Source organism: Rhodanobacter sp. FW021-MT20, from assembly GCF_041107475.1.
Classification (GTDB): domain Bacteria; phylum Pseudomonadota; class Gammaproteobacteria; order Xanthomonadales; family Rhodanobacteraceae; genus Rhodanobacter_A; species Rhodanobacter_A glycinis.
This window is the reverse complement of the sequence record NZ_JBGBPX010000001.1, coordinates 306,511-333,221: the sequence shown is the minus strand read 5'-3', so window position 1 is coordinate 333,221 and position 26,711 is coordinate 306,511. Positions and strand designations below refer to the sequence as shown.

Annotated in this window: 22 protein-coding genes; 17 read left to right on the top strand and 5 right to left on the bottom strand. The window is 65.0% G+C overall.

Features of this window, described 5'->3' with window-relative positions:
- Positions 1-36 precede the first annotated feature (36 nt).
- From AB7849_RS01705 to AB7849_RS01645, 13 genes are all read left to right on the top strand, one after another.
- Positions 37-1,344 carry an ABC transporter permease gene (locus AB7849_RS01705; protein WP_369500495.1) on the top strand — a complete coding sequence of 436 codons (1,308 nt, stop codon included), beginning with the start codon at positions 37-39 and terminating at the stop codon, positions 1,342-1,344.
- Between the two features lie 3 nt (positions 1,345-1,347).
- Entirely contained in the window at positions 1,348-2,580 is a 1,233-nt protein-coding gene (locus AB7849_RS01700; protein ID WP_008216025.1) for an ABC transporter permease, read from the top strand.
- Between the two features lie 127 nt (positions 2,581-2,707).
- On the top strand, positions 2,708-4,012 hold the full coding sequence (locus tag AB7849_RS01695; protein ID WP_008216022.1) for an ABC transporter permease: 1,305 nt from the start codon (positions 2,708-2,710) through the stop codon (positions 4,010-4,012).
- Positions 4,013-4,023: 11 nt separating this feature from the next.
- A complete protein-coding gene (locus AB7849_RS01690; RefSeq protein ID WP_008216020.1) occupies positions 4,024-5,256 on the top strand; it encodes an ABC transporter permease in 1,233 nt (410 codons plus the stop codon).
- 75 nt (positions 5,257-5,331) lie between these two features.
- A complete protein-coding gene (locus AB7849_RS01685; protein ID WP_237711930.1) occupies positions 5,332-6,675 on the top strand; it encodes an ABC transporter permease in 1,344 nt (447 codons plus the stop codon).
- Positions 6,676-6,686: 11 nt separating this feature from the next.
- Positions 6,687-7,922, top strand: coding sequence for an ABC transporter permease (locus tag AB7849_RS01680; RefSeq protein WP_008216017.1), 1,236 nt, complete (start codon positions 6,687-6,689; stop codon positions 7,920-7,922).
- A 95-nt stretch (positions 7,923-8,017) separates the two neighbouring features.
- Complete coding sequence (locus AB7849_RS01675; RefSeq protein ID WP_008216015.1) at positions 8,018-9,367, top strand: ABC transporter permease; 1,350 nt, start codon at positions 8,018-8,020, stop codon at positions 9,365-9,367.
- 11 nt (positions 9,368-9,378) lie between these two features.
- The gene (locus AB7849_RS01670) at positions 9,379-10,605 is read left to right on the top strand and encodes an ABC transporter permease (RefSeq protein WP_008216013.1); all 1,227 of its coding nucleotides are present in this window, start codon (positions 9,379-9,381) and stop codon (positions 10,603-10,605) included.
- A gap of 88 nt (positions 10,606-10,693) precedes the next feature.
- A complete protein-coding gene (locus AB7849_RS01665) occupies positions 10,694-12,034 on the top strand; it encodes a sigma-54-dependent transcriptional regulator (protein ID WP_008216010.1) in 1,341 nt (446 codons plus the stop codon).
- Between the two features lie 304 nt (positions 12,035-12,338).
- Complete coding sequence (locus tag AB7849_RS01660) at positions 12,339-13,718, top strand: sensor histidine kinase (protein WP_037102175.1); 1,380 nt, start codon at positions 12,339-12,341, stop codon at positions 13,716-13,718.
- A gap of 94 nt (positions 13,719-13,812) precedes the next feature.
- Positions 13,813-14,784 (top strand): SPFH domain-containing protein, encoded by a 972-nt coding sequence (locus AB7849_RS01655; protein WP_008216005.1) that lies wholly within the window; start codon positions 13,813-13,815, stop codon positions 14,782-14,784.
- Positions 14,785-14,844: 60 nt separating this feature from the next.
- The gene (locus AB7849_RS01650; protein ID WP_008216004.1) at positions 14,845-15,282 is read left to right on the top strand and encodes an NfeD family protein; all 438 of its coding nucleotides are present in this window, start codon (positions 14,845-14,847) and stop codon (positions 15,280-15,282) included.
- Between the two features lie 128 nt (positions 15,283-15,410).
- Positions 15,411-16,691, top strand: coding sequence for a threonine/serine ThrE exporter family protein (locus tag AB7849_RS01645; RefSeq protein ID WP_008216003.1), 1,281 nt, complete (start codon positions 15,411-15,413; stop codon positions 16,689-16,691).
- Positions 16,692-16,912: 221 nt separating this feature from the next.
- Here the strand turns inward: AB7849_RS01645 and AB7849_RS01640 are convergent, their stop codons facing one another.
- The 3 genes from AB7849_RS01640 to AB7849_RS01630 all read right to left on the bottom strand — a co-directional run bounded on the left by AB7849_RS01640 (position 16,913) and on the right by AB7849_RS01630 (position 19,713).
- The gene (locus AB7849_RS01640) at positions 16,913-17,233 is read right to left on the bottom strand and encodes an H-NS histone family protein (RefSeq protein ID WP_008216001.1); all 321 of its coding nucleotides are present in this window, start codon (positions 17,231-17,233) and stop codon (positions 16,913-16,915) included.
- 258 nt (positions 17,234-17,491) lie between these two features.
- Positions 17,492-19,189, bottom strand: a complete 1,698-nt coding sequence (locus AB7849_RS01635) for a proline--tRNA ligase (RefSeq protein WP_008215999.1) — start codon at positions 19,187-19,189, stop codon at positions 17,492-17,494.
- Between the two features lie 101 nt (positions 19,190-19,290).
- Positions 19,291-19,713, bottom strand: a complete 423-nt coding sequence (locus AB7849_RS01630) for a DUF4124 domain-containing protein (protein WP_008215997.1) — start codon at positions 19,711-19,713, stop codon at positions 19,291-19,293.
- Between the two features lie 216 nt (positions 19,714-19,929).
- On the opposite strand from AB7849_RS01630, the gene pssA reads away from it, so the two are divergent.
- The 3 genes from pssA to rimI are packed head-to-tail and all read left to right on the top strand — an operon-like array spanning position 19,930 to position 21,674.
- Positions 19,930-20,706: a CDP-diacylglycerol--serine O-phosphatidyltransferase gene (gene pssA, locus AB7849_RS01625; protein WP_008215995.1), complete on the top strand. Its 777-nt coding sequence runs from the start codon at positions 19,930-19,932 to the stop codon at positions 20,704-20,706.
- Positions 20,703-21,182, top strand: coding sequence for a hypothetical protein (locus tag AB7849_RS01620; RefSeq protein WP_008215993.1), 480 nt, complete (start codon positions 20,703-20,705; stop codon positions 21,180-21,182). Before pssA ends, AB7849_RS01620 begins: the two co-directional genes overlap by 4 nt.
- A gap of 33 nt (positions 21,183-21,215) precedes the next feature.
- Positions 21,216-21,674 (top strand): ribosomal protein S18-alanine N-acetyltransferase, encoded by a 459-nt coding sequence (gene rimI / locus AB7849_RS01615; protein WP_439822695.1) that lies wholly within the window; start codon positions 21,216-21,218, stop codon positions 21,672-21,674.
- 52 nt (positions 21,675-21,726) lie between these two features.
- Here the strand turns inward: rimI and AB7849_RS01610 are convergent, their stop codons facing one another.
- The gene (locus tag AB7849_RS01610; protein ID WP_008215989.1) at positions 21,727-24,537 is read right to left on the bottom strand and encodes a valine--tRNA ligase; all 2,811 of its coding nucleotides are present in this window, start codon (positions 24,535-24,537) and stop codon (positions 21,727-21,729) included.
- Between the two features lie 256 nt (positions 24,538-24,793).
- Between AB7849_RS01610 and tsaB the strand changes: the two genes are divergently transcribed.
- Positions 24,794-25,489: a tRNA (adenosine(37)-N6)-threonylcarbamoyltransferase complex dimerization subunit type 1 TsaB gene (tsaB, locus tag AB7849_RS01605; protein WP_008215987.1), complete on the top strand. Its 696-nt coding sequence runs from the start codon at positions 24,794-24,796 to the stop codon at positions 25,487-25,489.
- A 101-nt stretch (positions 25,490-25,590) separates the two neighbouring features.
- Here tsaB and AB7849_RS01600 read toward each other — a convergent pair whose 3' ends face one another.
- Positions 25,591-26,631, bottom strand: a complete 1,041-nt coding sequence (locus AB7849_RS01600; RefSeq protein ID WP_008215984.1) for a YeiH family protein — start codon at positions 26,629-26,631, stop codon at positions 25,591-25,593.
- Positions 26,632-26,711 lie beyond the last annotated feature (80 nt).

The window sequence follows — 26,711 nt, the reverse complement described above, 5'->3', positions numbered from 1 at the left end:
AAACGCGGTGATTCCCGTGATGGCAGGAGGCTCATGATGTTCGGTTATTACCTCGACTTGGCGTGGCGCAGCCTGAAGCGCACGCCCGTACTCACTGGCCTGATGGTGCTGGCCATCGGCCTGGGCATCGGTGCGTCGATGACGATGCTGACGGTGTTGCACGTGATGACTGACGACCCGATGCCGGGGCGCAGTGCGCACTTGTACACGCCACATCTGGATCCCTTGCCGCGGGACTACAAGCTGCGGGACGGCAGTCCGAACCCCACCGACGACATGACCTGGCCCGATGCGATGGCGCTGCTCAAGGCGCATCGCGGTGTGCGGCAGGCGGCGATTTCGGGCGGCTCGTTGCTGCTGCGTCCGGCGCGCGCGGATCTGCGCCCGTTCTACGTGAGCGGGCGCTACGCCACGACGGATTTCTTCGCGCTGTTCGGCGTGCCGTTCGAGCAGGGCAGTGGCTGGAGCGCGGCGGATGACGCGGCCGGTGCACAGGTGGTGGTGCTGTCCGAGACACTGGCACGCAAGCTGTTCGGTACGGGCAAGGCGGTTGGCCAGACCGTGCGCCTGGGTGAGCACGACTTTCGGGTAATCGGCGTCACTGCCGATTGGGCGCCCAAACCGGTGTTCTATGACGATCAGACTGGCACCCAGTACAGCGATGCCGATCTGTTCTTCCTGCCGCTGTCGGTGGCAGTGGACGAAAAGTTGCAGGTCAGCGGCAACCAGTCCAGCTGGGGCAAGCACGATTTCTCGTTGACCAGCCCGACCATGAGCTGGCTGCAGTTCTGGGTGCAACTGGACACACCGGCCCAGGTGGCGGCGTATCGGCAATACCTGGTCGACTACTCCGCGCAGCAGAAGGCGCTGGGCCGTTTCCAACGCCCGCCTACCAACGCCAAGCTGTACGACCTGATGGGTTGGCTGGCGCACGAGAACCTGGTGCCAGGCGACGTGGACCTGCAGTTGTGGCTGGCGCTGGGTTTCCTGTTCGTGTGCCTGCTGAACATCGTGGCGTTGTTGTTGGCCAAATTCCTGCGCCGCAGCGGCGCGATCAGCGTGCGTCGGGCGCTGGGTGCGCGGCGACGCGACATCTTCGTGCAGCTGGGCATCGAGTCCGCGCTGATCGGCGTGGCCGGTGGCGTGCTGGGCCTGGCCATCGCCCAGCTCGGCCTGTGGAGCATTCGTCAGCGCCCGGACGACTACGCCAAGCTGGCGCAGATGGATATGTCGATGCTGCTGGGCACGCTGGGGCTGGCCGTTCTCGCCAGCGTGTTGGCCGGCCTGCTGCCGGCGTGGCGTGCCTGTCGCGTGCCGCCGGCACCGCAACTGAAGGGAGGCTGAGACATGCCGATTCGACCGATTCTTTCCACGCTGCACAAGCACAAGCTCACCGCCACCTTGCTGACCCTGCAGGTGGCCTTCACCTGCGCCATCGTCTGCAACGTGGTGTTCATGGTGGCGCAGCGCGTGCAGCGCATCAGCGTGTCCACCGGCATCGCTGAAAGCGAGCTGTCGGCGATCCACAGCCGCGGCATTGAAAAAGGCGAGAACCCGCAGGCACGCCATACGGCCGACCTGGCGGCCTTGCGCGCGATTCCCGGCGTGCAATCCGTGGCGGCGGTCAGCTATGCGCTGCCGCTGGACCAGAGTGAATCCTCCAGCGGCATCTGTCCCAGCAAGGAGGCGCTGGACCGGGCCATGCAGCGCAACTCGATCGACGGCAGCGGCTGCGTGCAGCCTGCCTGGTACGACGGCACGCCGGGCCTGGTCGCCACGCTGGGCCTGCATCTGGTGGCGGGGCGCGATTTCCTGCCGGAGGAGTACGTGAGCAAGGGCAAGCCCGCGGTGGCGATCATCACGCGGGCCCTGGCGCAGAAGATGTATCCGGGGCAGGCGGCGCTGGGGAAGGACATGTATGACGGAGACAACTTCATCCGCGTGATCGGCATCGTCGATACCCTGTTGCGGCCGGCCCCGCGCCAGCCGGGCACCGCCGACGACAGCATGATCTTCCCGCAGTTGCCCGATCATGCCAGCGCCACTTATGTGTTGCGCAGCGCGCCCGGCGATCGCCAGCGCGTGCTCAAGGCGGCCGAGGCCGCACTGCTCAAGGCCAGCCCCAACCGCATCATCGATCCGAAACAAATGGAGACCTACAGCCAGATCCGCGCTGAATATTTCCAGCGCGATACCACCATGATCGGCCTGTTGATCGCCTCGGCGCTGGGTTTGCTGTTCGTCACCGCGCTGGGCATCGCCGGGTTGGCGAATTTCTGGGTGCAACAGCGCACGCGCAGCATCGGCATCCGCCGCGCGATTGGAGCAACACGCAGCGACATCCTGCACTACTTCCAGGCCGAGAACTTCCTCATCGTTACCGCCGGCGTGGTGCTGGGCGTACTGCTGGCGATCGGCCTGAACCTGCTGCTGATGACCCACTACGAATTGCCGCGCCTGCCGTTGTGGTACTTGCCCGTGGGGGCACTGGCGCTGTGGGTGCTCGGTCAGCTTGCGGTGCTGTCGCCGGCGCTGCGCGCCTCGAACGTGCCACCGGTGGTGGCTACACGCAGCGTGTGAGAAGGCCGCGGCCACGAAACCCGGGTAGGAGCTCGCTCGTGGGCGATGCTCATGCTCTGCTGCATCCAGGCAAAGGCATCGCCCGCGAGCGGGCTCCTACGCCAAGGGAACAGGACAAGGAGACGTAATGTTCAACTATTACCTCGATCTGGCATGGCACAGCCTGAAGCGCAACAAGGTGCTTACCGCGCTGATGGTGCTGGCCATTGCACTGGGCATCGGCGCAAGCATGACGATGATCACGGTGCTGCACGTGATGACGGCCGATCCAATGCCGGGGCGTAGCGGAAAGCTGTTCTACCCGCAGCTCGATCCGCAGGGCATGGATGGCTACATCAAAACCAGCGATCCGCCGGACGAAATGACCTGGATGGATGCGATGAATCTGTTGCACGCACACAAGGGTGTGCGTCAGGCGGCGATGTCGGGCGGGCGCGTGACCGTGGTGCCGCCACAAGGGGCAACGCATGCTTTCATGGCCGATACCCGTTATGCCACGGCGGATTTTTTCCCGATGTTCGGCGTGCCATTCGTTGATGGGAGTGGCTGGACGGCCGACGACGACGACAAGCATGCGCGCGTGGCGGTGATCGCCCGCGAGCTGGCCGACAAGCTCTACGGCACGCCGCATGCGGTGGGCCAGACGCTGCGGCTGGGCAAGTACGATTTCCGTGTCATCGGCGTGATCGACCGCTGGAACCCGGCGCCGCATTTCTACGATCTCTCGATGGGCAGCTATGCCAAACCCGAGCAGGTGTTCCTGCCGTTCGAGACGGCGATGGAGCTGAAGCAGGGCATTCGGGGCAGCATGATGTGCTGGGGAGATTTTCCGGCGGATGGCAACATGACCAAGGCCAATGGCTGCGCCTGGGTGCAGTTCTGGGTGCAACTGGATACGCCGGTGCAAGTTGCCTCCTATCGCGACTTTCTCGTCAACTACTCGGCGCAACAAAAGGCGCTGGGTCGCTTTGCACGACCGCCGAATGTACGGCTGCGCGACGTGATGCAATGGCTGGACTACAACCACGTGGTACCGGGCAGCGTGCAGTTGCAGACCCTGCTGGCGCTGGGCTTCCTGCTGGTGTGTCTGGTCAACACGGTGGCGATGCTGCTGGTGAAGTTCCTGCGTCGCGGTGGCGAGCTCTCCGTGCGGCGTGCCATGGGCGCGTCGAAGCGCTCGGTGTTTGCGCAGTTGCTGGTGGAGGCTGCACTGGTGGGACTGGCCGGTGGTGTCGTGGGGCTGCTGCTGGCGGCCTTCGGCCTGTGGGTCGTGCGTCAGCAACCGGTGGAATATGCAGCGTATGCGCACATGGACGGATCGATGCTCGGTGCCACCGTCGTGCTGGCCGTGTGCGCTACCTTGCTGGCGGCCTTGTTCCCGGCGTGGCGTGCCTGCCGCCTCGTGCCCGCTCGCCTGTTGAAGACGCAATAAGGACATCGCCCATGCATCCCATCATTTCCGCATTGAAGCACCACAAGACCACGGTCGTGCTGGTGGCGCTGGAAATCGCGCTGACCTGCGCCATCGTCACCAATGCGCTGTTCCTGATCGGCGACCGGCTGGCGGCCATGCGTGTGGCCACCGGCGTGGCCGACAACGAGCTGGTATGGGCGCGCACCACCGGCCTCGATCTGGGGCAAGGCACCAAGATGGGTACCGATACCGACGCCGATCTGGCAGCCCTGCGCGGCATGCCCGGTGTCGAGTCGGTGGCGATGGCCAACTCGCTGCCGTTGAGTCGCAACTACATGAGCGTGGGGGCTTGGCGTCGTCCCGGCGACAAGAAAAACGAAATCGACAACGTGGTCGAGTACGTGGGGACGCCCGGCATGCTGCACACCTTGGGCATCAAGTTGTCGGCGGGGCGCGATTTCCGGCCGCAGGAGTACGTACCCTACACGCCAGGCCTCTTCGGCGGTCCGGACAGCAAGGCACTGCCACCGACGGTCGTCATCGTCACGCACACGCTGGCCGAAGCGCTTTGGCCCGGTCAGAACCCACTGGGTAAAACCTTCTGGCTGGACAGCGACGGCAAGGAGTCCGTGCAGGTGGTGGGGGTGACCGACCATCTACTCAATCCGAGCATCACCAAATATCAGGGCGCGGATCGCAACATGATCCTGCCGTCGACCAAGGTGGTCGGTGGGGCGTACGTGTTGCGCGTGAGGCCGGACATGCGCGGTACGGTCGTGCGCGACCTTCCCGGCGTGCTCACCCGCATCGACCCCATGCGCATGGTGCAGGCGAAGATCTATGCCGACACGATCTCGGATTACTACCACGGCGACCGCGCCATGATCTGGGTGTTGCTGGTGGTCACCGGCTGCCTGCTGGCGCTGACCGCGCTAGGCGTGGTTGGCCTGTCCAGCTTCTGGGTGCAGCAGCGCACTCGGCAGATCGGCATACGCCGTGCGATAGGAGCAACGCGGCGCGACATTCTCCGTTATTTCCAGGTCGAGAACCTGCTGATTGTCGGCGCGGGCATCGTGCTCGGCTCGCTCGGCGCGGTGGGGCTGAACCTGTGGCTGATGAAACGCTACGAACTGGCGCACATGCCGTTGGCCTGGCTGACCTCGGGCGCCATCGTGTTGTGGCTGCTCGGCCAGCTCGCCGTGCTCGGCCCCGCGCTGCGCGCAGCGGCAGTGCCGCCGGTGGTGGCGACGCGCTCGGTGTAGGAGCGCACCCTGTGCGCGATGGCTCGTGTGCTTGATCGAAGTCGGAAACGTTCGTGCACGTGGTGTGCGCCAACGATGAAACGAAACAAGGAAGACGGGATGTTCGACTACTACCTGCGACTGGCCTTGCGACGCTGCCGGCAGAACCTGCCGATGGTGGGATTGCTGGTGCTGACCATGGCCATCGGCATCGCCGCGACGATGACGGCGATGACGATCTTTGGTGCGCTCGCCGGCGAACCGTTGCCGGGCATCAGTTCGCATCTGTACGTGGCGACGATGGACGCGCGCGAAGCGGTGGACAAGGACAATCCGGACTACAAGCAACCGGACAGCCTGCTGAAGTTTTCCGATGCCAAGGCCCTGGTGGATGCGCACCATGCCATGCAGCAGGTGGCGGTGGCGGCGAGCCTGACGCAGTTCGCCCGGCCTGACGGCAAGCGGTCAGAGAAAGCGTATGGCTTGATGGCTTACGGCCCGGTGCTGCAAGTGCTCGGTGTGCCGTTGCGCCATGGGCGATCGTGGACCGAGGCCGAGCAGGCATCCGCTGCGCCGGTGGTGGTGATCGATACCGAGGTGGCGCAGAAACTGTTCGGTACGGAGAACGCGGTGGGTCGCAGCGTGACGCTGGGGCGGCGCGACTTTCGCGTGATCGGCGTGAGTGCACCATGGAATCCGCGTGTGCGGATGTTCGACGTGCGGCAAAACCAGGGCACGGTGATGGGCCAGAAGGAGATGTTCCTGGTGCCGGCGCAGGCGGCGCTGGACGCGGGCGTGGGACCCTTGCTTGCGGGCGAATGCGGCAAGGGCGCGCCGGTGGCCAGCTTCCAGTCCGCCGCGGTGGGGCAGTGCCGCTGGATCGAAACCTGGGTGCGGCTGGACACGCCGGCCACCGTGGCAACCTATGACCGGTTCCTGGCCGGCTATGCGAATACGCAGCATGACGCTGGTCGCTTCGTCTATCCGCCGCAGGCGAAACTGGTCGGCACGCAGGCATGGCTGGCGCTGAACCACGTGGTGCCTGACGACGTGCACCTCAACCTGCTGTTGGCGGGCGGCTTCCTGCTGTTGTGCCTGGTCAACGTGGCAGGACTGCTGGCGGCGCGCTTTCTGCGCCGGCAGGGCGACGTGGCGATCCGCCGTGCGCTGGGCGCATCCAGGCGAACCGTGTTCGTGCAGCATCTGGTGGAGACCGGTCTGCTTGGCTTGATCGGTGGCGTGCTGGCATTGCCGTTGACCTGGCTGGGGTTGTGGATCGTGCGCATGCAGCCGGTGAGTTATGCGGATGCGGCAAAGTTCAGCCCCGGCGTATTCGGTGTCCTGTTCGCGCTTTCGCTGATCGTGGGGCTGCTGGTCGGCATCCTGCCGGCGTGGCGCGTGTGCCGGCTGCCGCCGGCCTTGCAGATCAAGCTGGGTTGAAGGAGCTATCCATGCGACACATCGTCAAGCCCTTGCTCCGCCATCGCATGATGCCGCTGCTGGTGGTGTTGCAGGTGGCACTGGCCTGCGCCATTGCGTGCAACGCGCTGTTCCTGTTGCAGCAGAAGCTGGTGCCTCTCCTCACGCCCGATGGCGTGGGGCAACCGCGGCAGCTGGTGGTGGCCTGGAACCTTGCGCCGCGCGGCCAGCCTTGGCCGGTGAGCACGCTGCGCCAGACGGCGGCGGAGCTGCGCGCCATTCCCGGCGTGACCGTGGTGAGCCTGGCCGGTTCGTGGCCGATGGAGACCATGGCGCAAATGACCGGTACCGTCCTCGCGGATGGCAGGGATGGCAAAGCCGATGCGGTGATCTATATCGGCGACCATCTGCGCAGCACGCTGGACCTGAAGCTGGTGGCCGGGCGCGATTTCAGCGCCACCGAGGATGCCGTGGTCTACAAAAACATTGGCATTGACGATGATGGGCCGACGATCATCACGCGGGCACTGGCCAATCGTCTGTTTCCCGATGGCCATGCGCTGGGCAAGGTCATCCGCATCGGCGACCAGGCGGATGCCGGGCGTCGCACCGTGGTCGGCGTGGTGGCGCACCTGATGCGCAACAAGTTCAGCCAGGACAACCGCGAGGACATCGACTACAGCATGCTGTTCCCCGGCACCCCGTCGAACTGGCCGGTACCGATGTTCGGCGTGCGGGTGCGCTCGGCGGCGGAGGTGGCCGGCGTGCTCAAGGCGGTCAAGGCCACGGTCCAGCGCGAGCTGGGTCCGAACATGATCCAGGGCATCGACCCGGCCTACGAAACCTATGGCGACATGCGCCAACGCATGCTGGCCCAGCCCAGGGCCGCCGTGTGGCTGCTGTCCGGTGTCAGCCTGATCGTGCTGCTGGTGGCGCTGGTCGGGATCATGGGCATGACCAGTTACTGGGTGCAACAACGCACGCGGCAGATCGGCATTCGCCGTGCGCTGGGCGCGAAACACAGCGACATCCTGCATCACATCCAGTGGGAGAACCTCATGGTGATGAGCGCCGGCATCCTGCTGGGCATGGTGTTGGCGTATGCGGTCAACCTGTGGCTGATGCGGCACTACGAATTGACGCGCCTGCCGTGGCAGTACCTGCCGCTGGGCGCCGTGCTGATGCTGGCGCTGGGGCAGTTGGCCGTGCTGTCGCCTGCCTTGCGCGCGGCGAAGGTGCCGCCGGTGGTGGCGACGCGCAGCGTGTAATCGTTTGGCTCCCACCTTCCGCCTGCGGGAGATGGGAGTGGCATGAGGCCTTTCCCGTCAGTGGGTGGGGAAGTTCGCGTTTCAAGGAGCGATGGATGTTTGCCTACAACCTCGAACTGGCATTGCACGGTTTGCGCCGTTTTCCCAGAAGTACGCTGTTGGTCGTGCTCACGGTGGCGCTCGGTCTGGCCGCTTGCATGACCACGCTGACGTTGCTGCACGTGCTCAGCGCCGATCCATTGCCGGGGCGCAGCCAGCATCTCTATCTGGCATGGGTGGATACGGTGCTGGCCAAACCAAAGGGCAACGGCTCGACGGACATGGCCCTGGATGGCATTTCTTATAGCCAGGGCTACGAGCGCATCAAACTGGCCGACGCACAGGCGTTGCTGGCGGCGCACCGTGCTCCGCGGCAGGTGGTCGTGACCGACATGATTGCCGACATCGTCTCGGAAGACGGCAAGCATGCGCAGAACCAGCAGTTGATACTCGCCACCAGTGCGGACTTCATCCCGATGTTCGGTGTGAGCCTGCGTTACGGGCGCAACTGGACCGCTGCGGAAGATGCCGCGCATGCCCCCGTGGCGGTGATTGATACCGACCTGGCGCGTGAGCTGTTCGGTACGGCCGATGCGGTGGGGCGCGGCGTGCGCCTGAATCACACGGTGTTCCGCGTGGTTGGCGTGATCGTGCCGTATGCGCCGCAGCCGCGCTTCTACGGGTTGAATTTCGGTGCCTACAGCAGCGACGGCGGCGAGGGTCTGTACCTGCCGTATACGGCGGCGTTGGACGCGGGGCTGATGCCGCCGGACGCCGATGCATGCGATGCCGCGTATCAGGATGCGCACCATGGCATGTCGGGCGATCCGAAGCACTGCGCCTCGCTGAATGTCTGGGTGCAGCTCGATACGCCACATCAGGTCACGGATTACCGCCGTTTCCTGCAGAACTACGTGGAACAGCAGAAAGCGCTGGCCGGTTTCGGCAAGCCGGCACGATCGACACTCACGGACGTGGCCGACTGGTTGAAGCGCAACGATGCCGTGCCCGACAGCGCGCGCCTCAACGTATGGTTGGCCGCGTCGTTCCTGCTGTTGTGCATGTTCAATGTGGTGGGCCTGCTGTCGGCGCGCTTCCTTCGGCAGAGCGTCGAGGTCGGTATTCGCCGCGCACTGGGTGCGCCCAGGCGTGCGATCTTCCTGCGCCATGTGCTGGAGGCAGGCTTGGCTTGCCTGGTCGGTGGCGTGCTGGCGCTCCCGCTGACCCTGTTGGGCCTGTGGGTATTGCGCCAGCAGGGCGACGAGTTTTCAGGTCTGGTGCGGCTCGATCCGACGATGTTCGGCGCCTTGTTCGCGCTAACGCTGGCGGTGGGCGTGCTGGTGGGATTGGTGCCGGCGTGGCGGGTGTCGAGGGTCGAGCCCGGCCTGCAGGTCAAGAGCGAATAAGGAGGTTTGCCATGTCGATCCGCGTTCTTCTGACCACCTTGCGTCGGCACAGCCTGATGCCCTTGCTGGTGCTGCTGCAGGTGGCATTGGCCTGCGCCATCCTGAGCAATGTGCTGTTCCTCGGCTGGCTGCAGCTCCAGCCCATGCTGGCGCCCAGCGGCATGGATACCGCGAACCTGATCTTCGTCGATCACCTGGATGCTGGCACCGGCGAGTGGACGGCCGCCGAGGTACGCGCGGGAGCGGAGGCCTTGCGCGAGGTTCCGGGTGTGCGTGCGGTCAGTGCCGCCAACAGCCTGCCGATGACCTCCGGCATGATCTACGCCTATGGCGCACAGGGGCCCAGCGGAATCAAGGTTGGCGTCAACGCGTATACGGGCAACGGGTTGCTGCATACGCTGGGTATTCGGCTGATCGCCGGCCGTGACTTTCTGCCGGACGAATACCGCAACGCTGGCGACTACAAGGGAGTGCCGGAGCCGATCATCATCACGCAGGCGTTGGCGCACAAGCTGTTCGACAAGGCCCGGGCACTGGGCCGACGAGTGGCCGACCCCGAGAACCCGACTGGTGCCGGGTACCTGGTCGTGGGCATCGTGCGTCACCTGCTGCGCAACCAGCTTGGGTTGGCGACGCGCGGTCGTGCCGACGACACCATCCTGTTGCCGGAACGCATCGCGAAAACGCCGGTGCTGCTGTATGCCGTGCGGGTCGACCCTGCCATGCGCAAAGCGGCGTTGCGTGGCGTGCGCAAAGCCATCCAGCACCAGTTTGGTGCCCGGTTGCAGACGGGTGCACAGCCGAAAGTCGCGTTCTACGACACGCGCAGCAGTCAGGCTTTCAGCGGCCGACGCGCCGCGCTGTGGTTGTTCCTCGGCGTGGCATCGACGGTGTTGGTGGTGACCCTGATAGGCATCATGGGCCTTACCGGCTTCTGGGTGCAGAAGCGTACGCGGCAGATCGGCATCCGCCGCGCGCTGGGCGCGCGGCGGGCCGACATTCTCGTGCATTTTCTCACCGAGAACGCCTTGATCGTGGGCGCCGGCATCGTGCTCGGCATGCTGCTGGCCAGCCTTGGCAACCGCTTGCTGATGCATTACTACGAGCTGCCGCAATTGCCATGGATCTGGCTGCCGGTTGGTGCGGCACTGATGCTGGCCCTGGGGCAGCTCGCTGTACTGTCGCCGGCGCTGCGCGCTTCGCGTGTGCCCCCGGTGGTGGCGACGCGGAGTGTGTGATGCGCAGATATTTTCGTATACGTAGGCTGGTAGTCATGGCAACCTTTTGGGCCCGGGATGCATCCATCCCGGCATGTGCAGGAAAATCATGAGAAGCGTACTCATCATTGACGACAACCCGGGCGTGGGCGAGGCGCTGTCGCTGCTGCTTTCGCTGCACGACATCCGCCCGCTGGTGGCGCTGAATCCCGATGAGGGCATGGCGATGCTGGCGCGCGAGCGGGTGGACGTGGTGATCCAGGACATGAATTTCACCGCGGACACCACCTCGGGCGAGGAGGGCGTGGAACTGTTCCGCGCCATCCGTGGACAGTATTCCGACCTGCCGGTGATCCTGCTGACCGCGTGGACGCACCTGGAAACCGCGGTGGAACTGGTCAAGGCCGGTGCCGCCGATTACCTGTCCAAGCCGTGGGATGACAGCAAGCTGCTGGCGACGGTGGAGAACCTGCTGGAACTGTCCGAATCCAGCCGCGAGGTGAGCCGGACCCGGCGCGAGCGTCGGCGCCGGCGCGAGGCACTGGAGGGCAAGTACGAGCTGGACAGCCTGGTGTTCGCCTCCGACGCGATGGCGCGCACGCTGGAACTGGCTTGCCAGGTGGCGCGCTCGGACGTACCGGTGTTGATCACCGGACCCAATGGCGCGGGCAAGGAGCGCATTGCGGCGATCGTGCATGCCAACTCGGCGGTGAAGAAGGGTCCGTTCGTGGCGGTGAATTGCGGCGCGTTGCCGGGCGAACTGATCGAGGCGGAATTGTTCGGCGCCGAAGCCGGTGCCTACACCGGCGCGAACAAGGCACGTGAGGGGCGTTTCGAGCTGGCCGATGGCGGCACATTGTTCCTCGACGAGATCGGTAACCTGCCGCTGCCCGGCCAGATGAAGCTGCTGCGCGTGCTGGAAACCGGCCAGTTCGAACGGCTCGGCTCCGGCCGCACGCGGCAGGCGAAGGTACGCGTGCTCAGCGCCACCAATGCCGACCTCAAGGCGATGATCCGCGCTGGCAGTTTTCGCGAAGACCTGTATTACCGCCTCAACGTGATCGAGGTGAACTTGCCGTCGCTGGCCGAGCGTACGGATGACATCCTGCCGCTGGCCGAGCATTTCCTGGATGGCCGCGCCGAACTCGGTGATGTGGCGCGTGAAGCCCTGCTCAACTATCCGTGGCCGGGCAATGTGCGCGAGTTGAAGAACGCGATCGAACGCGCCGCATTGCTGGCCGGCGACGGTCCCATCACTCCCGAGCTGCTCAACTTGCCGCAGCACACCGCGGTGGGTACGCGCAACCTGGACGAACCCAGCCGCGAGGCCGTGGAAGTCGCCTTGGGCAAGGCCGGCGGCGTGGTCAGCCGGGCGGCGCAATCGCTTGGTCTGTCGCGGCAGGCGCTGTATCGGCGCATGGAACGTTACGGGCTGAGTGGGCAGGGCTGACCAAAGCTGCCAGTCGCGCCTTTCGGCAGTGGGCATCCAGGGCCGTCCCGGTGTAGAACATCACGAGCCGTGGCACGAGGAGAGCAGGTCATGCGAAATTGCCGGTTGATCATTCTTCCCCTGTTTTTGCAGATAGGCGATGCGTTGGAGCAGACCGCGGCGTCAGATACCCGTATGCAAACGCACGGGCTGATGATGGGCGCCGGCAGGGTGGATGCGAATGGTCGCCCGCCGATGGGTTGCCAGCGCACCCCGGTGGATCGGCAATGCTGCTGATGCCGGTGTCACGCACAAGGCGTCGCGCATGCGCCGGCTGAATTCGCTGGAAGGTCGCCTGACCGGTCTGCTGGCACTGGCCGGCTTGTGCGGGGCGCTGCTTTACGCGGGGCTGACCGAGTGGCCGTTGCCGCAATTGCTGGCGTGGGCGCACGATGACCTGAAGCTGGACATACCCGGCCTCGCAGCGATGGGGACTTACGGCGCACTGCTTCTTTGCCTGATCCTGCTGTTGCCGCTGGCGTGGTGGCTGGCGCACGGGGTGATGGGGCCGCTGAAGCGATTGCTGCGTGCACTCGAGGGTGCGGTGGCCAGCTATCGCGATGGCGATTTCAGCTTTTCCATCGCGATGCGCCGGCGCGACGAGCTGGGCGACCTGATCCATATGCACAACGCGCTGGGCCAGACCTTGCGCGAGCAACGCCAGCATCTGGCGCAACGCGAGTTGCTGCTGGACACGGTGGTGCAGAACACGCCGGTGGCCCTGGTGTTGACCGATGCGATCGGCCGCGTGGCCTACGCCAATATCGCCGCGCGCCATCTGTTCAACGAGGGGCGCAGCCTCAACGGGCTGGACTTCGCCAATCTGCTGGCCGGCGCGCCCGAGGCATTGCGCACCGCCGTCGATGGCCACGAGGATGCATTGTTCACGGTGGACATGGACGGCAGCGAGGAAACCTTCCACCTGTCGCAGCGCGCCTTCCGCCTGCAGGGACGGCCGCATCGGTTGCAGTTGTTCCGGCGCATGACCCGCGAGCTGTCGCGGCAGGAAGTTGCGGCATGGAAGCGGGTGATCCGCGTGGTCAGCCACGAGCTCAACAATTCGCTGGCGCCGATTTCCTCGATGGCCCATTCCGGTGCCGAGTTGGCGCGCCGAGGCAATCTGGAGCGCCTGCCTGGCGTATTCGCCACCATCGGTGAGCGTGCGCGGCACCTGCATGGCTTCATCGACGGCTATGCCCGCTTTGCCAAGTTGCCGACACCACAGGTGGTGCCGGTGGCGTGGCCGGCTTTTCTCGACGGGCTGGCGCTGCATTGCCGCTTCCGCTTGGTCGGCGAGCTGCCCACGCAGCAGGGCTGGTTTGACCCGGCGCAGATCGAGCAGGTATTGATCAACCTGGTGAAGAACGCGCACGAGGCCGAGGGTGATGCCGATGAGGTAACGCTGACGATCGGTGTGGTCAGCCGTGACGTGCGCATCGAGGTGGCCGACCGCGGCCCCGGCATGAGCCAGAACGTGCTGGCACAGGCGCTGTTGCCGTTTTATTCCACCAAACGCTCCGGCACCGGGTTGGGCCTGGCGCTGGCGCGCGAGATCGTCGAAGCCCATGGCGGTCGCATCGCCTTGGCGAACCGCGCCGAGGGTGGCCTGCGGGTAAGCCTGCTGTTGCCGCTGGCGCCGCCATAGCGCGCTTTCCCGGGCGCGTTACGTAATCACGTAACCGTCCCCGGCGCGTAGCTCGCCTATACTGCGTGCTTTCAACGGAATGTGGGGGCGGGTCATGGGAAGCTTGTTTGCGCTGGTGGTGGTCGTGGTGGTGGTGATCGTGCTGGCGAAGCTGGTGCGCATCGTGCCGCAGGGTTACGAATGGACGGTGGAGACGTTCGGTCGCTATACGGGCACGCTCTCGCCTGGGCTGCATTTCCTGATTCCGATCTATCAGGCCGTGGGCCGCAAGATGAACATGATGGAGCAGGTGCTCGACGTGCCCTCGCAGGACGTGATCACCAAGGACAACGCCGTGGTGCGTGTGGATGGCGTGGTGTTCTACCAGGTGCTGGACGCGTCCAAGGCCGCCTACGAGGTGGCCAATCTCGAGCAGGCTTCGCTGGCGCTGGTGATGACCAACATCCGCACCGTGCTCGGCTCGATGGACCTGGACGAGAGCCTGAGCAAGCGCGACGAAATCAACGCGCGGTTGCTGCGCGTGGTCGACGAGGCCACGCATCCGTGGGGCGTCAAGGTCAACCGCATCGAGATCAAGGACATTGCGCCGCCGCGCGACCTGATCGATGCCATGGCGCGGCAGATGAAGGCCGAGCGCGAGAAGCGCGCGAACATCCTGGATGCGGAGGGCTTCCGCCAGGCAGCCATCCTCAAGGCCGAGGGCGAAAAGCAGTCGGTGATCCTGTCTGCCGAAGGCGAGAAAGAGGCCGCCTTCCGCGCTGCCGAAGCACGCGAGCGTTCGGCCGAGGCCGAAGCCAAGGCCACCACCATGGTGTCCGACGCCATCGCCGGCGGCAATGTCAACGCACTGAACTACTTCGTGGCCAACAATTACGTGGAAGCGTTGAAGGTGATGGCACAGTCGCCCAACCAGAAGCTGTTGCTGCTGCCGGTGGAAGCCACCGGCGTGCTCGGTTCGCTGGCCGGTATCGCCGAGCTGGCCAAGGACGCGCTGAGCCAGCAGCCATCGCGCGGAACGCCTCCGGCGAAGCCGGCGGGAACGCGCATTCCGCCCCCGATCGGTTGACCTTCGCGCCCCGCTTCCGATGCTGGAAGCGGGGCCATTGCTTACCCACGGATATTCATCATGACCGGACATTACCTGTGGTGGATCCTGGCGTTGGTGCTGATCGCCATCGAGGTGGCCGTGCCCGGCTACTTCATGCTCTGGATCGGTATTGCCGCCGCTGTCACCGGCGCCTTGTTGTGGGCGATGCCTGACCTGTCGCTGTTGTCGCAGGCGATCGCATTCGCGTTGCTGACGTTCGCTTCCTGCGCGGTGTACGGCTTCTGGCTGCGGCCCCGGCTGCGACGCAGCCAGCCTGGTGCGGAACGCTTGAACCGGCGTGCGGAACAGATGATCGGTCGTCGCTACGTACTGGTGGAGGCGATCGTCAACGGTCGCGGCAAGGCGCAAGTGGGCGACGGCCAATGGCTGGTCAGCGGACCGGATCTGCCGATCGGCAGCGCGGTCGAAGTGCTGTCGGTCGACGGGACCACCTTGCTGGTGCGCGCTGCAGTGTGAATCGCGAGGGCAACGGGCATAGGCATGGACGTCCAAATCGGTTTTACTAGTCGCATGCCTTTCCGCCCACTCCCTCGTCCACGCATGGTCCCCACCGCCTTCGGGCCGGATCGGGGGAGCATGCCGTCATGCCCATGAACGAGCCGGTCCACGTCATATCGCCGGCTTCCGCTGCGCTCAATACCCGCATTGCGTTCCTGGTCGAGCTGGCGCGTCGGCTGCACAAGTACGGCACCTCGGCACCGCGCCTGGAGATGGCGATCTCGGGCGTGGCGCAACGGCTTGGCCTGATCGCGGAAGTGTGGTCCAGCCCCACCGCCATCATCATCTCCTTCGCCGACCAGGGGCAGGGCGAGGAAGGCCTGGCCCAGGTGACCCAGGTGGTGCGGCTGCTGCCGGGCGACGTGAATCTGGAGCGTTTGTGCCGGGCGGACGATATCGCCGACCAGGTCATCGACGGCCAGCTCGACCTGCGCGAGGGCTTTCACCAGTTGCGCGCGCTGGACTTGCCGGATACGCGGCGCGACCAGGCCAATGTGATCATCAGCTACGGGCTGTCCGCCGCCTGCATCGCCGCACTGTTCCTGCACAGTTCGTGGGTGGACATGGTGGTGGCCGGGGTGATCGGCCTGCTGATCGGCGGCATCACCATCCTTGCGTCGACCCGGCCGCGCCTGTCGGTGGCCAGCGATGCCATCAGCGCCCTGGTGGCGACGATGATCACCATCGTGGTGAGTGCATGGATTGTTCCGCTGGCGATCAAGTCGGTGATCCTGTCCAGTCTGATCATCCTGATTCCGGGCATGTCGCTGACCACGGCGGTGCGCGAAATCTCCAGCCAGCACCTGGTATCGGGCATGGCGCGCATGGGCGGCGCCATGTCCACTCTGCTCAAGCTCGGCTTCGGCACGCTGGCGGCGAGCGAGGTATGCAACGCACTGGGCATCCATGCGCGCGATTTCGTGCTTCCGCCCTTGCCGAGCTGGACGGATTATCCGGCCTTGCTGATAGCCGCAGTCGCGTTCGCGATCCTGTTCCGCGCGGCCAGACGCGACTGGCCGGTGGTGATTTTCGCAGTGGTGGTGGGGTACTTCACCACGCGCTGGGGCGGCGAAATTGCCGGTCGCCTGCCCGCCGCGCCCTTCGGCGTATTTCTCGGTGGCCTGGTATTGAGTGCCTTGGCCAACCTGTATGCCCGTTTTGCGCATCGGCCCGGTGCCGTCATTCGCGAACCCGGCATTCTGCTGCTGGTGCCGGGCAGCGTGGGTTTTCGCAGCGTATCCTATTTGCTGGAGCGCAGTACGAAGCTGGGCATGGATACCGGGTTGTTGCTGATTACCTTGCTTATTGCACTGGCCGCCGGCCTGATGTTCGGCGAATTGCTGGTGGCCCCCAGGCGATCCCTGTAAATAGGGGCTTCCTGAAACAAAGGCGGTCGCGATCCTTCAAGCCTGCAGGTAGCCTCGTGTCCGCCAGGAAAACGAGCCCGCCTGGCCCATTCGGCCCCTTTCCTCACCGAGGAGAGTGTTGGGGTGAGGGGGCAATCCAGCGCAACTTTTCTTTCTCCCGCCATTCATAAAAAAACGCCGGCTTGAAGCCGGCGTTTTTTATGTTCGTTGGCAACGATGAATCAGATCGCCAGATCCTTTTCCTTCTTGCCAGCCTTCAGTGCATCGTTGAACCAGCGCGGGCGCTTGCCGCGGCCGGACCAGGTCTGCTCCGGATCGGCCGGATTGCGGTACTTCGGAGCCACCGTGCCGGTGCTGCGACGCTTGCCGCGAGTGCTGCCGAAAATGTCCTCGAAGCTGTAGCCCTCGGCCTTGATCAGGGCATGCACCTTCTCGCGCAGCTTGACGACTTTTTCCTTGCGCAGTTCGTTCTGGCGCTGCTGCGCCTTGCCAATCAGGTCGTTGAGCTGATTGTGATTGAGATTCTTGAGATCGACGGCCATGAATGGCTCCCGTTAATGGTGGACAGTGGGATGGAGGAATGTTGGAAACGCCCGGTCCATCGGTGCGCCGATTCTTGCTCAAATAATGGCGAATTGCAAAGCGGAATTAACGATCGGCGTCATCCCGGTGCAGAGTTTGTCAGGATTATGTGATGAGATTCCACATAATCGATCAGGGTGCGGCGTTATTACCGTGGCACACCGTACGAACGAAAACGGCCGCGGATAGCGGCCGTTTTCATGGAGCACGAGTCAGTATCAGTCGAGCAACTGGAACAGTTCGTCGCGGGTAATGGCGCGATTTTCTTCTGCATCGCGTGCGCGGTATTCCAGCGTGCCGGCAGCGAGTCCGCGCTCACTGACGACCACGCGATGCGGAATGCCGATCAATTCCATGTCGGCAAACATCGAGCCAGGGCGCAGGCCGCGATCATCCAGTACGGCTTCGATGCCGCGCTCGGACAATTCCCGATACAGCGACTCGGCGGCGGCGGCGATGTCCGGATTGCGCTTCGGATTGATGATGCACACGGCCACGCGCCACGGCGCCATCGCTTCCGGCCAGACAATGCCAGCCTCGTCATGGCGTTGCTCGATGGCGGCGGCGACGATGCGGCTGACGCCGACGCCGTAGCAGCCCATCAGCATGACCTGCGCCTTGCCCTGTTCGTCCAGCACCGTGGCACCCAATGCCTGTGCGTATTTGCTGCCGAGCTGGAACACATGGCCCACCTCGATGCCGCGGGCGAATTGCAGCGTGCCGTTGCCGTCCGGCGAGGGGTCGCCGGCCACCACCTGGCGAATGTCCTCGACCCGGGTGAGGCGGGCGTCGCGCGCCCAGTTGGCGCCGCTGTAGTGGGTGTCGTCGGCGTTGCCGCCACAGATGAAGTCGGCCAGTACGGCAGCGCTGCGGTCCACGATCACGGGGATCGAATCGGGCAGCCCGACCGGGCCCAGGAAGCCGGGACGCGTGCCGGTGGCGGCGAGGATTTCCTCTTCGGTGGCCAGGACGGATTCGTCCGGCAGCTCGGCCAGCTTGGCGGCTTTCACCTCGTTGATCTCGTGGTCGCCGCGCAGGCACAGTGCAACCAGTCCGTCGCGACCCTTCACCAGCAAGGTCTTGAGCACGCGATCGGGCGATGTGCCGAAGTGCGCGGTGACATCGTCCACGGTGCGCACGCGCGGCGTGTCGACCCGCTTCAGTTCGGCGGACGGAGCCGGGCGCGCCATGGCCGGTGCGAGGGCTTCGGCTTTCTCGATATTCGCCGCGTAATCGGAGCCATCGGAAAACACGATGGCGTCTTCGCCCGAGTCGGCCAGAACCTGGAATTCATGGCTGGCATTGCCGCCAATGGCGCCGGTATCCGCCTGCACGGCGCGGAACTTCAATCCGAGGCGCGTGAATATGCGCGTATAAGCCTGATACATCGCCTCGTAGGTCTCGGCCAGCGACTCCTGGGTGAGATGGAAGGAATAGGCGTCCTTCATCAGGAATTCGCGGGCGCGCATGACGCCGAAACGGGGACGGATCTCGTCGCGGAACTTGGTCTGGATCTGGTAGAAATTGACCGGCAGTTGCTTGTAGCTGTTGAGCTCGTTGCGCGCGAAGTCGGTAATCACTTCTTCGGCGGTGGGCGCATAGCAGAATGCCTGCTCCTTGCGATCATTGATCTTCAGCAATTGTGGGCCGAATTTCTGCCAGCGGCCGGTTTCTTCCCACAGCTCTTTCGGCTGGATCGTGGGCATCAGCATTTCGAGTGCGCCGGCACGGTTCATTTCCTCGCGCACAATGGCTTCCACCTTGCGCAGCACGCGCAGGCCCAGCGGGCTCCAGGTGTACAGGCCGGAGGCGAGCTTGCGGATCATGCCGGTGCGCAGCATCAGCTGGTGGCTGGCGATCTCGGCGTCGGCGGGGACTTCCTTGACGGTGGCCAGGTGGAATTGGCTGAGGCGCATGAGCTTGTAATCCGGCGTTTTAAAGCGCCGATTATAGCTTTCGGCGCCACCGAATTACGTCGATGGCGCAGGTATTTGCAACGAAAAAGCCCGGGGGCGGATCAGCTGGCGCAGTAACGCTGGTATTGCGCCTGGGCGTTGCTGACCTGCTGCTTGCGCTGGGCCGCGTCGATGACTTTCTGCTGCCCGTTGACTTGCATGACCACCGGTTGGTTGCCCTTGAGCGTATTCAAGTTGCTTTGCAGCGATGCGCAAAGCTTCTTGCGGTTGGCCGGCGTATCGGCCACCGGCTGCGGGGCGGCCGCAGGCGCGTTGTCCGCTGACGTTTCGGCGTTGGCTTCGTGGCTGGGCGGCGTTACCGGATCCACCGTGCCATTGACCGTGACGCGGCTGTACTTGGTCCCTGTCGCCGGCGGCGTCTGGGAGTAATGCACCGTGCCGTGGGCGTCGGTCCACTTGAAGACCTGGGCGCATGCCAGCGGCGCGATCAACAGCAAGGCTACAGCGAGGGACAGGCGACGCATGGCATTCTCCAAAAGTGGCAAATCGGTCCATTCCGGGCGCTTGGCGCCTGGAAGGTCTTCCGACGGCACGAAACGGTGTCGCGGGGCTGGTCACCCACCTGCTTGCGCGGAGCGGCTCCCGTGGTGTTCCCGGACCCTGTCTAGTTAACAACCGGGCCGCTCCGGACTCAAGCGGCGAATGGTTTACACTGCGCGCATTCCGTCACGGATTGATTCATGAGCGACGATACGCCCGTCCGGCGGCCGCGACACCGCGGCATCTATCTGCTGCCGAACCTGTTTACCACCGCGGCCATGTTCGCCGGTTTCTACGCGATCGTGGCCAGCATTGGCGGTCGTTTCAGCGAAGCCGCCATCGCGGTGTTCGTGGCCGCCTTGCTGGATGGCCTGGATGGCCGCGTGGCACGGCTCACCGGCACGCAAACCGAATTCGGCGTGCAGTACGACTCGTTGTCCGACCTGGTCAGTTTCGGCCTGGCACCGGCCCTGGTGATGTACAACTGGGCGTTGGCCGGGCTGCGCGAATATGGCCCGCTGTGGGGCAAGGTGGGTTGGGCGGCTGCCTTCATCTACGCCGCCTGCGGCGCGCTGCGGCTGGCCCGCTTCAACACCCAGGTAAGCGTGATCGACAAGCGTTATTTCCAGGGATTGGCCAGCCCCGCGGCGGCAGCGGTGTGCATGTCGTTCGTGTGGAGCATGGACAAATCGGGCATCAGCGGCGACGACCTGTGCTTCGTGATGCCGTTCTTCGCGGCCATCGTTGGTTTGTTGATGGTCAGCCGGTTTCGTTACTACAGCTTCAAGTCGCTGCCGGTGGGCGGTCATGTGCCATTTGCGTGGATCGTGGTGACCGTGCTGTTGCTGGTATTCCTGTTCCTGGATCCGCCGCGCGTGCTGCTGGCGGTGTTCTCCGTCTATCTGTTGTCCGGCCCTGCGGTGACCCTGTGGGGTGTGGCTGCGCGGCGGCGCCTGCATCATCGGGGCGCCGCGTGAACGTGGTCGCCACCACACCGGCGCATCGGGTGCGCGTGCTGCATGCGCTGGGCATCACGCCGTGGCGTCTTCGCGGCGTGGCGGCCTCCGTGCCGGAGGTCTCCGTGGCGGATGTCGCGGCGACATCATCCACGACGGCAACTGACTGCGTGGTCGTGGTGCCGGCCAGGTGCACTGCGCGCGAGCTGGATCTGCTTGGTCGCGCCTTTTGCGCCTTCGGACCGGGGCTGGCCCGGGCGGCGCGCATCGAGGTCGGCGCCGATTCGACACGGATTCCCCATGCGCGGGCCTACCTGGTGCTCGGCGAAGCACAGGCGCATGCGCTGGGCCGCGACTTGCCCGCCGACGTGATGCACCGGGCCCATATCGTGCTGGCGGATACGCCGGCGGAAGTGTTGTCGGGCGGTGCGGGCAAGCGCCGCTTGTGGAGCGCCCTGCGCAACCTGCGCCGCGTGCTGGCGGCACCGGAGAACTGACCCGTGGCCGCGGTGGCGCACCCGGCGACGGAAATGCGGCTGATGCGTCGCGAAGACCTGCCGACCATCAACGCCATGGAAGCGGCGTCCTACGAGTTTCCCTGGACCCCCGGCATCTTCGCCGATTGCCTGCGCGCGGGGCATCCGTGCTGGGTGCTGTGCGTGGATGGCGCGATTGCCGGCTATGGCGTGTTGTCGATCGGTGCCGACGAGGCACATGTGCTGAACATCTGCATCGGCCCGGACTGGCGCGGCCAGGGGTTGGGCCGCCACCTGCTGCGGCGCCTGCTCGACATTGCCCGCTGGAACGGTGCGCACCAGATATTCCTGGAAGTGCGCCCGTCCAATCCGGTGGCGCATGCGTTGTACGTGTCTTTCGGATTTCGCGAGATCGGTCGGCGTCCGCGCTATTACCCGGCGAAGGATGGCCGCGAAGAAGCGATCGTGATGACGATGGAGCTGACCCGGCCGGGCCCGCTGCCGGTGATGTAGGGCGCCCATGCCGGGCGACCCCACGGGGATGACGCGCAAAATCAGACCATCCTTACGTCGACAGCTTGCCTGCCTGCTCGCGCAAGGCGGCCAACTGGGTGTTCCAGTCGGTGATGCGCTGGCGCTCCTGCGCCACCACCTCGGCGGGCGCGTTGGCGACGAAATTGGCGTTGCCGAGCTTGCCTTCGCACTTCTTGATCTCGACTTCGATGCGGGTGATTTCCTTGGCCAGCCGTGCTTTCTCGGCGCCAAGGTCGATCAGCCCGGCCAGCGGAATCAGCACGCGTAGCGAACCGACCACCGCCGCGGCCGTGGCCGGTTCGTCGGCGCCGGTTTCGATCCACCGGGGTGTTTCCACGCGCGCCAGGAAGGCAATTTGCGCGGCGAACTTGGTGGCGCGGGTGCGGTCCGCGGCATCGCCGTCGGCCAGCAGCAAGGGGATGACCTTGCCTGGTGCGATATTCATTTCCGAGCGAATCTTGCGAATGCCCGACAACACCGCCTTGAACCACTCGATTTCGGCACTGGCGGCGGCATCGCTCGCGAAATCCGCGGGGCGCGGGTAGGGGCGCGCATACACGTTGATTTCGACCAGGCCGAGCCGCGGCGCCACATCCTGGTAGATCTCCTCGGTGATGAAAGGAATCACCGGGTGCAGCGCGCGCAGCACGGCTTCGAGCACTACCAGTAGCGTGTGCCGCGTGGATGCCGCGGCCTCGGTGTCATCGCCGTTCAATGCCGGCTTGGCGAGTTCGAGGAACCAGTCGCAGTACTCGTTCCAGACGAATTCGTACAGCGCCTGTGCCAGATGGTCGAAGCGGTACGAAACGAAATGCTGCTCTACCTCTGCCAGTGTCTGCGACAAGCGCGTTAGAATCCACCGCTCGGCCTCGGTCGCCGGCTTGCTCCCTTCTCCCGTGGGGAGAGGGGATGAAACATTCATCAGCACGAAGCGCGCCGCATTCCACAATTTGTTGCAGAACGCCTTGTAGCCCTCGGCGCGCTTGATGTCGAAATTGATCGTGCGGCTGTAGCTGGCCAGTGCGGCGAAGGTGAAGCGCAGCGCGTCGGTGCCAATCGCCGGGATGCCGTCGGGGTAGTCCTTGCGGATGCGCTTTTCGACCTTGGCACGCACCTGCGGAATCAGCAGCGACCTGGTGGATTTGGCTACCAGCGGTTCCAGCGCGATGCCGTCGATCAGGTCCAGCGGGTCCAGCGTGTTGCCCTTGGACTTGGACATCTTCTGGCCTTCCGCATCACGCACGATGGCGTTGATGTAGACCTCGCGGAACGGGATCCGGCCGGTGAAGTACTTGGTCGCCATCACCATCCGCGCGACCCAGAAGAAGATGATGTCGAAGCCGGTGACCAGCACCGCGCTGGGCAGGAAGATCTTGTCGTGCTGCCAGTCGGCAACCACGTTGCCGTGAGCATCCTTCACCGGACCATCAAGCGGCCAGCCCAGCGTGGAGAACGGCCACAACGCGGAGGAGAACCAGGTGTCGAGCACGTCGTCGTCCTGGCGCAGCGCGCCGACCGGCTCGCTGGTGGCGTTGGCGCGCGCATCGGCCTCGTCCTCGCCCACGAAGATGTTGCCGGCCTCGTCGTACCACGCCGGAATCCGATGACCCCACCACAGCTGGCGGCTGATGCACCAGTCCTGGATGTTGTCCAGCCACTGCGTGTACGTGTTGGCCCAGTTTTCCGGCACGAACCTGATCTCGCCCGAACGCACCGCATCCAGCGCCGGCTCGGTGATTTCCTTGCGGCCCTTGTCCGAGGTCAGGTCGACGAACCACTGATCGGTCAGCATCGGCTCGATCACCGCATCCGAACGCTGGCTCACCGGCACCTGCAGTTTGTGCGGTTTGGTTTCGACCAGCAGGTCGAGCGCTTCGAGGTCGGCCAGTACCTGCTTGCGCGCGTCGTAACGATCGAGCCCTTGGTACTTCGCCGGCGCGTTGTCATTGACCTTCGCGTCCAGCGTGAAAATGGTGATCGGCGGCAACTTGTGACGCTGGCCGATGGCGTAATCGTTGAAGTCGTGCGCCGGGGTGATCTTCACGCAGCCGGTGCCGAAATCCTTGTCGACGTAGTCGTCGGCGATCACCGGGATCTCGCGATCCGAGAGCGGCAGCTTCAGCGTCTTGCCGACCAGGTGGGCGTAGCGCTCGTCCTCCGGATGCACGGCCACCGCGACATCGCCCAGCATGGTTTCCGGGCGCGTGGTGGCTACTACCAGCGATTCGTCGCTACCGCTGACCGGGTAGCGGATCGACCACATGTGGCCGTCGCGCTCGACGTTGTTCACTTCGAGGTCGGACACGGCCGTGCCCAGCGCCGGGTCCCAGTTCACCAGCCGGTTGCCGCGATAGATCAGGCCTGCGCGATACCAGTCGATGAACACCTTGCGCACCGCGGCGGACAGGCCTTCATCCATGGTGAAGCGTTCGCGCGACCAGTCGGCGGCGGCGCCGATGCGGCGCATCTGGTGGGTGATGGTGGAGCCGGACTCCTCCTTCCACTTCCACACCCGTTCAACGAAGGCATCACGGCCCAGGTCGTGGCGGGTCTTTTCCTCGACCGCCAGCTGGTTCTCCACGATCTTCTGCGTGGCGATGCCGGCGTGGTCGGTGCCCACCTGCCACAGCGTGTTCATGCCGCGCATGCGCTGGTAGCGCACCAGCATGTCCATCACCGTCTGCTGGAACGCATGCCCCATGTGCAGCGTGCCGGTGACGTTCGGCGGCGGCAGCAGGATGCAATACGGCTCGCCCTGGCCCGACGGCTTGAACGCACCGCTGGCTTCCCAGCGTGCGTACCAGGTGGATTCGATCTGGGCGGGTTCGAAACTCTTTTCCATCAGGGGCTCGCGATGGCACGCCCGGGCAGGCGCGCTGGTGTGGACGGTAAAGCGGCCATTGTACGGGCCGGGGGCAGGGGCTGCCAAAGGCGGTCCCCGTTCACGTTGAGCGTAGTCCGCGCAGTGGGCAGAGTCGAAACGCCCGGCCAGAGAGCGCCGCCGAAGACGCACAATCACGGCCGAGTCACCTGATTGCCCTTGCGTCGCCCGATGCCCGTGCTGTCATGCCCGTAACGACTGGTGCGAGAATAGCCGGATGAATCTGCTAGCCATCGAAACCGCCACCGAATCCTGTTCCGTTGCCTTGGTGCATGGGGACATGGTGATCGAGCGCAGCGAGATTGCCCCGCGCAGGCACGCCGAGCGGGTGCTGCCGATGGCCGACGAGCTGCTGGCCGAGGCCGGTTTGGGCCGACATGCGCTGGACGGGATCGCCGTGGGCCGTGGTCCCGGCGCGTTCACCGGTGTCCGGCTGGCGGTGTCGCTGGCGCAGGGCATGGCGCTGGCGCTGGATCTGCCGGTGGTCACCGTGTCCTCGCTTGCGGCGCTGGCGCTGGAAGCGCCCGACGATGATGCCGCGATTCTCGCGGTGATCGACGCGCGCATGGGCGAGCTTTACGCGGCCAGCTACCGGCGCGACGAAAATGGGGGTCTGGTTCCTCTCGATGAAGAACGGGTGTGCACGGCCGAAGCCTTGGTGCTGCCCGCTGCCTCGGCATGGCACATCGTGGGCAGCGGCTGGACCACCTACGCCGATAGCTTGCGCGATTGCCTCACCGGCGAGCTGCGTTCAGCCGAAGGTGGTTGTTATCCGCAAGCTCGCCATGTCGCCGAGCTGGCCGTGCGCGAATTCCGCGCTGGTCGTGCGCAGGATGCCCAGCACGCGCTGCCGGTCTATCTGCGCGACAAGGTGGCGTTGACGCTGGCGGAGCAGGGCAAGCCACAGCCGTAAGTCCATTGAACGGGATCTCCGGGCCCGACCTGCTGGCCAAGCCCGGAAATGGGTGTCTCTCTGCTCGCCGGGGCCACGTGTCGCGACCTCGGGAGAATGCGTCAGAGCTGCCCGATGACCAACTGCACCAGCAGGCTGCTTACCGAAACCGCTGCCCACACGCCCAAGCCGAGCAGGATTGGCTTCGCGCCGCTGGCGATCATCCGGCGCAGGTTGGCGGACAGGCCGATGGCGGTGAGCGCCACGATGATCATGAACTCCGCCAGGAAGTGGATTGTCGGCTGGATGGCGACGGGGATCCAGCCGGCCGTGCGCACGGCCGAGGCCACCAGGAACCACAGGATGAACCAGGGAAAGATACGGCGCAGGCTGAACTGGGTGGCGCCGCCGTTCTGCTTCGACGCGCGCTTTTCGCGCCAGGCCACGGCGAAGGCCAGGATCAGGCAGACCGGGATGATCAGCGTGGCGCGGGTCAGCTTGACGATGGTGGCGTAGTCGCCCGCCGCGTGGCTGTAGCTGTAGCCGGCCGCCACTACCGACGAGGTGTCGTTGATCGCGGTACCGGCCCACAGGCCGAAGCCCAGGTCGCTCAGGTGCAGCAGGTGGCCAAGCAGCGGGAACAGCAGCACCGCCACCACGTTGAACAGGAAGATGGTGGAAATGGCGAAAGCAGTGTCGTGGTCGTCCGGGCGGATGATCGGCGTCACCGCGGCGATCGCCGAGCCGCCGCAGATTGCGGTGCCCACGCCGATCAGGATCTGCAGCTTGCCGTGCACCTTCAGCATGCGTCCCAGCATCAGCGCGCTGACGAAGGCGACGGTCATCGTCACCAGGGTCACCGACAGTGACTCCAGACCGGTCTTCGCCACCTGGGTCAGGCTGAGGCCGAAGCCCAGCGCGATGATCGACCATTGCAGGATCTGCTTGCCGCCGAACTGGATGCCCGGCGTGAACTGCGCGCCGGGCGAAAGCAGGTTGCGCACGGCAATGCCCAACACGATGCCGAACACCGGACCGCCGATCACCGGCACCAGTCGACCCAGCCACAGGGCGAGCAGCGCAATGCCGATGGCCAGCAGCAGGCCGGGTGCGCGGGTGCGCAGGGTGGGGTGGGTAGCGGTGGCGATCGAGGTGGTGCTCATGGGGACGGCACGTGGTGGTGGGGTGGCGTTATTGTCCCCGCTGCCGGTTATTAGGAAAACTTGGAATATCTAATGCGGCG

Bases quoted from the DNA above. Each gene is read 5' to 3' on its own strand.
- AB7849_RS01705 (WP_369500495.1), top strand. From the start codon at position 37: ATGTTCGGTTATTACCTCGACTTGGCGTGGCGCAGCCTGAAGCGCACG.
- AB7849_RS01700 (WP_008216025.1), top strand. From the start codon at position 1,348: ATGCCGATTCGACCGATTCTTTCCACGCTGCACAAGCACAAGCTCACC.
- AB7849_RS01695 (WP_008216022.1), top strand. From the start codon at position 2,708: ATGTTCAACTATTACCTCGATCTGGCATGGCACAGCCTGAAGCGCAAC.
- AB7849_RS01690 (WP_008216020.1), top strand. From the start codon at position 4,024: ATGCATCCCATCATTTCCGCATTGAAGCACCACAAGACCACGGTCGTG.
- AB7849_RS01685 (WP_237711930.1), top strand. From the start codon at position 5,332: ATGAAACGAAACAAGGAAGACGGGATGTTCGACTACTACCTGCGACTG.
- AB7849_RS01680 (WP_008216017.1), top strand. From the start codon at position 6,687: ATGCGACACATCGTCAAGCCCTTGCTCCGCCATCGCATGATGCCGCTG.
- AB7849_RS01675 (WP_008216015.1), top strand. From the start codon at position 8,018: ATGTTTGCCTACAACCTCGAACTGGCATTGCACGGTTTGCGCCGTTTT.
- AB7849_RS01670 (WP_008216013.1), top strand. From the start codon at position 9,379: ATGTCGATCCGCGTTCTTCTGACCACCTTGCGTCGGCACAGCCTGATG.
- AB7849_RS01665 (WP_008216010.1), top strand. From the start codon at position 10,694: ATGAGAAGCGTACTCATCATTGACGACAACCCGGGCGTGGGCGAGGCG.
- AB7849_RS01660 (WP_037102175.1), top strand. From the start codon at position 12,339: ATGCGCCGGCTGAATTCGCTGGAAGGTCGCCTGACCGGTCTGCTGGCA.
- AB7849_RS01655 (WP_008216005.1), top strand. From the start codon at position 13,813: ATGGGAAGCTTGTTTGCGCTGGTGGTGGTCGTGGTGGTGGTGATCGTG.
- AB7849_RS01650 (WP_008216004.1), top strand. From the start codon at position 14,845: ATGACCGGACATTACCTGTGGTGGATCCTGGCGTTGGTGCTGATCGCC.
- AB7849_RS01645 (WP_008216003.1), top strand. From the start codon at position 15,411: ATGCCCATGAACGAGCCGGTCCACGTCATATCGCCGGCTTCCGCTGCG.
- AB7849_RS01640 (WP_008216001.1), bottom strand. From the start codon at position 17,233: ATGGCCGTCGATCTCAAGAATCTCAATCACAATCAGCTCAACGACCTG.
- AB7849_RS01635 (WP_008215999.1), bottom strand. From the start codon at position 19,189: ATGCGCCTCAGCCAATTCCACCTGGCCACCGTCAAGGAAGTCCCCGCC.
- AB7849_RS01630 (WP_008215997.1), bottom strand. From the start codon at position 19,713: ATGCGTCGCCTGTCCCTCGCTGTAGCCTTGCTGTTGATCGCGCCGCTG.
- pssA (WP_008215995.1), top strand. From the start codon at position 19,930: ATGAGCGACGATACGCCCGTCCGGCGGCCGCGACACCGCGGCATCTAT.
- rimI (WP_439822695.1), top strand. From the start codon at position 21,216: ATGCGGCTGATGCGTCGCGAAGACCTGCCGACCATCAACGCCATGGAA.
- AB7849_RS01610 (WP_008215989.1), bottom strand. From the start codon at position 24,537: ATGGAAAAGAGTTTCGAACCCGCCCAGATCGAATCCACCTGGTACGCA.
- tsaB (WP_008215987.1), top strand. From the start codon at position 24,794: ATGAATCTGCTAGCCATCGAAACCGCCACCGAATCCTGTTCCGTTGCC.
- AB7849_RS01600 (WP_008215984.1), bottom strand. From the start codon at position 26,631: ATGAGCACCACCTCGATCGCCACCGCTACCCACCCCACCCTGCGCACC.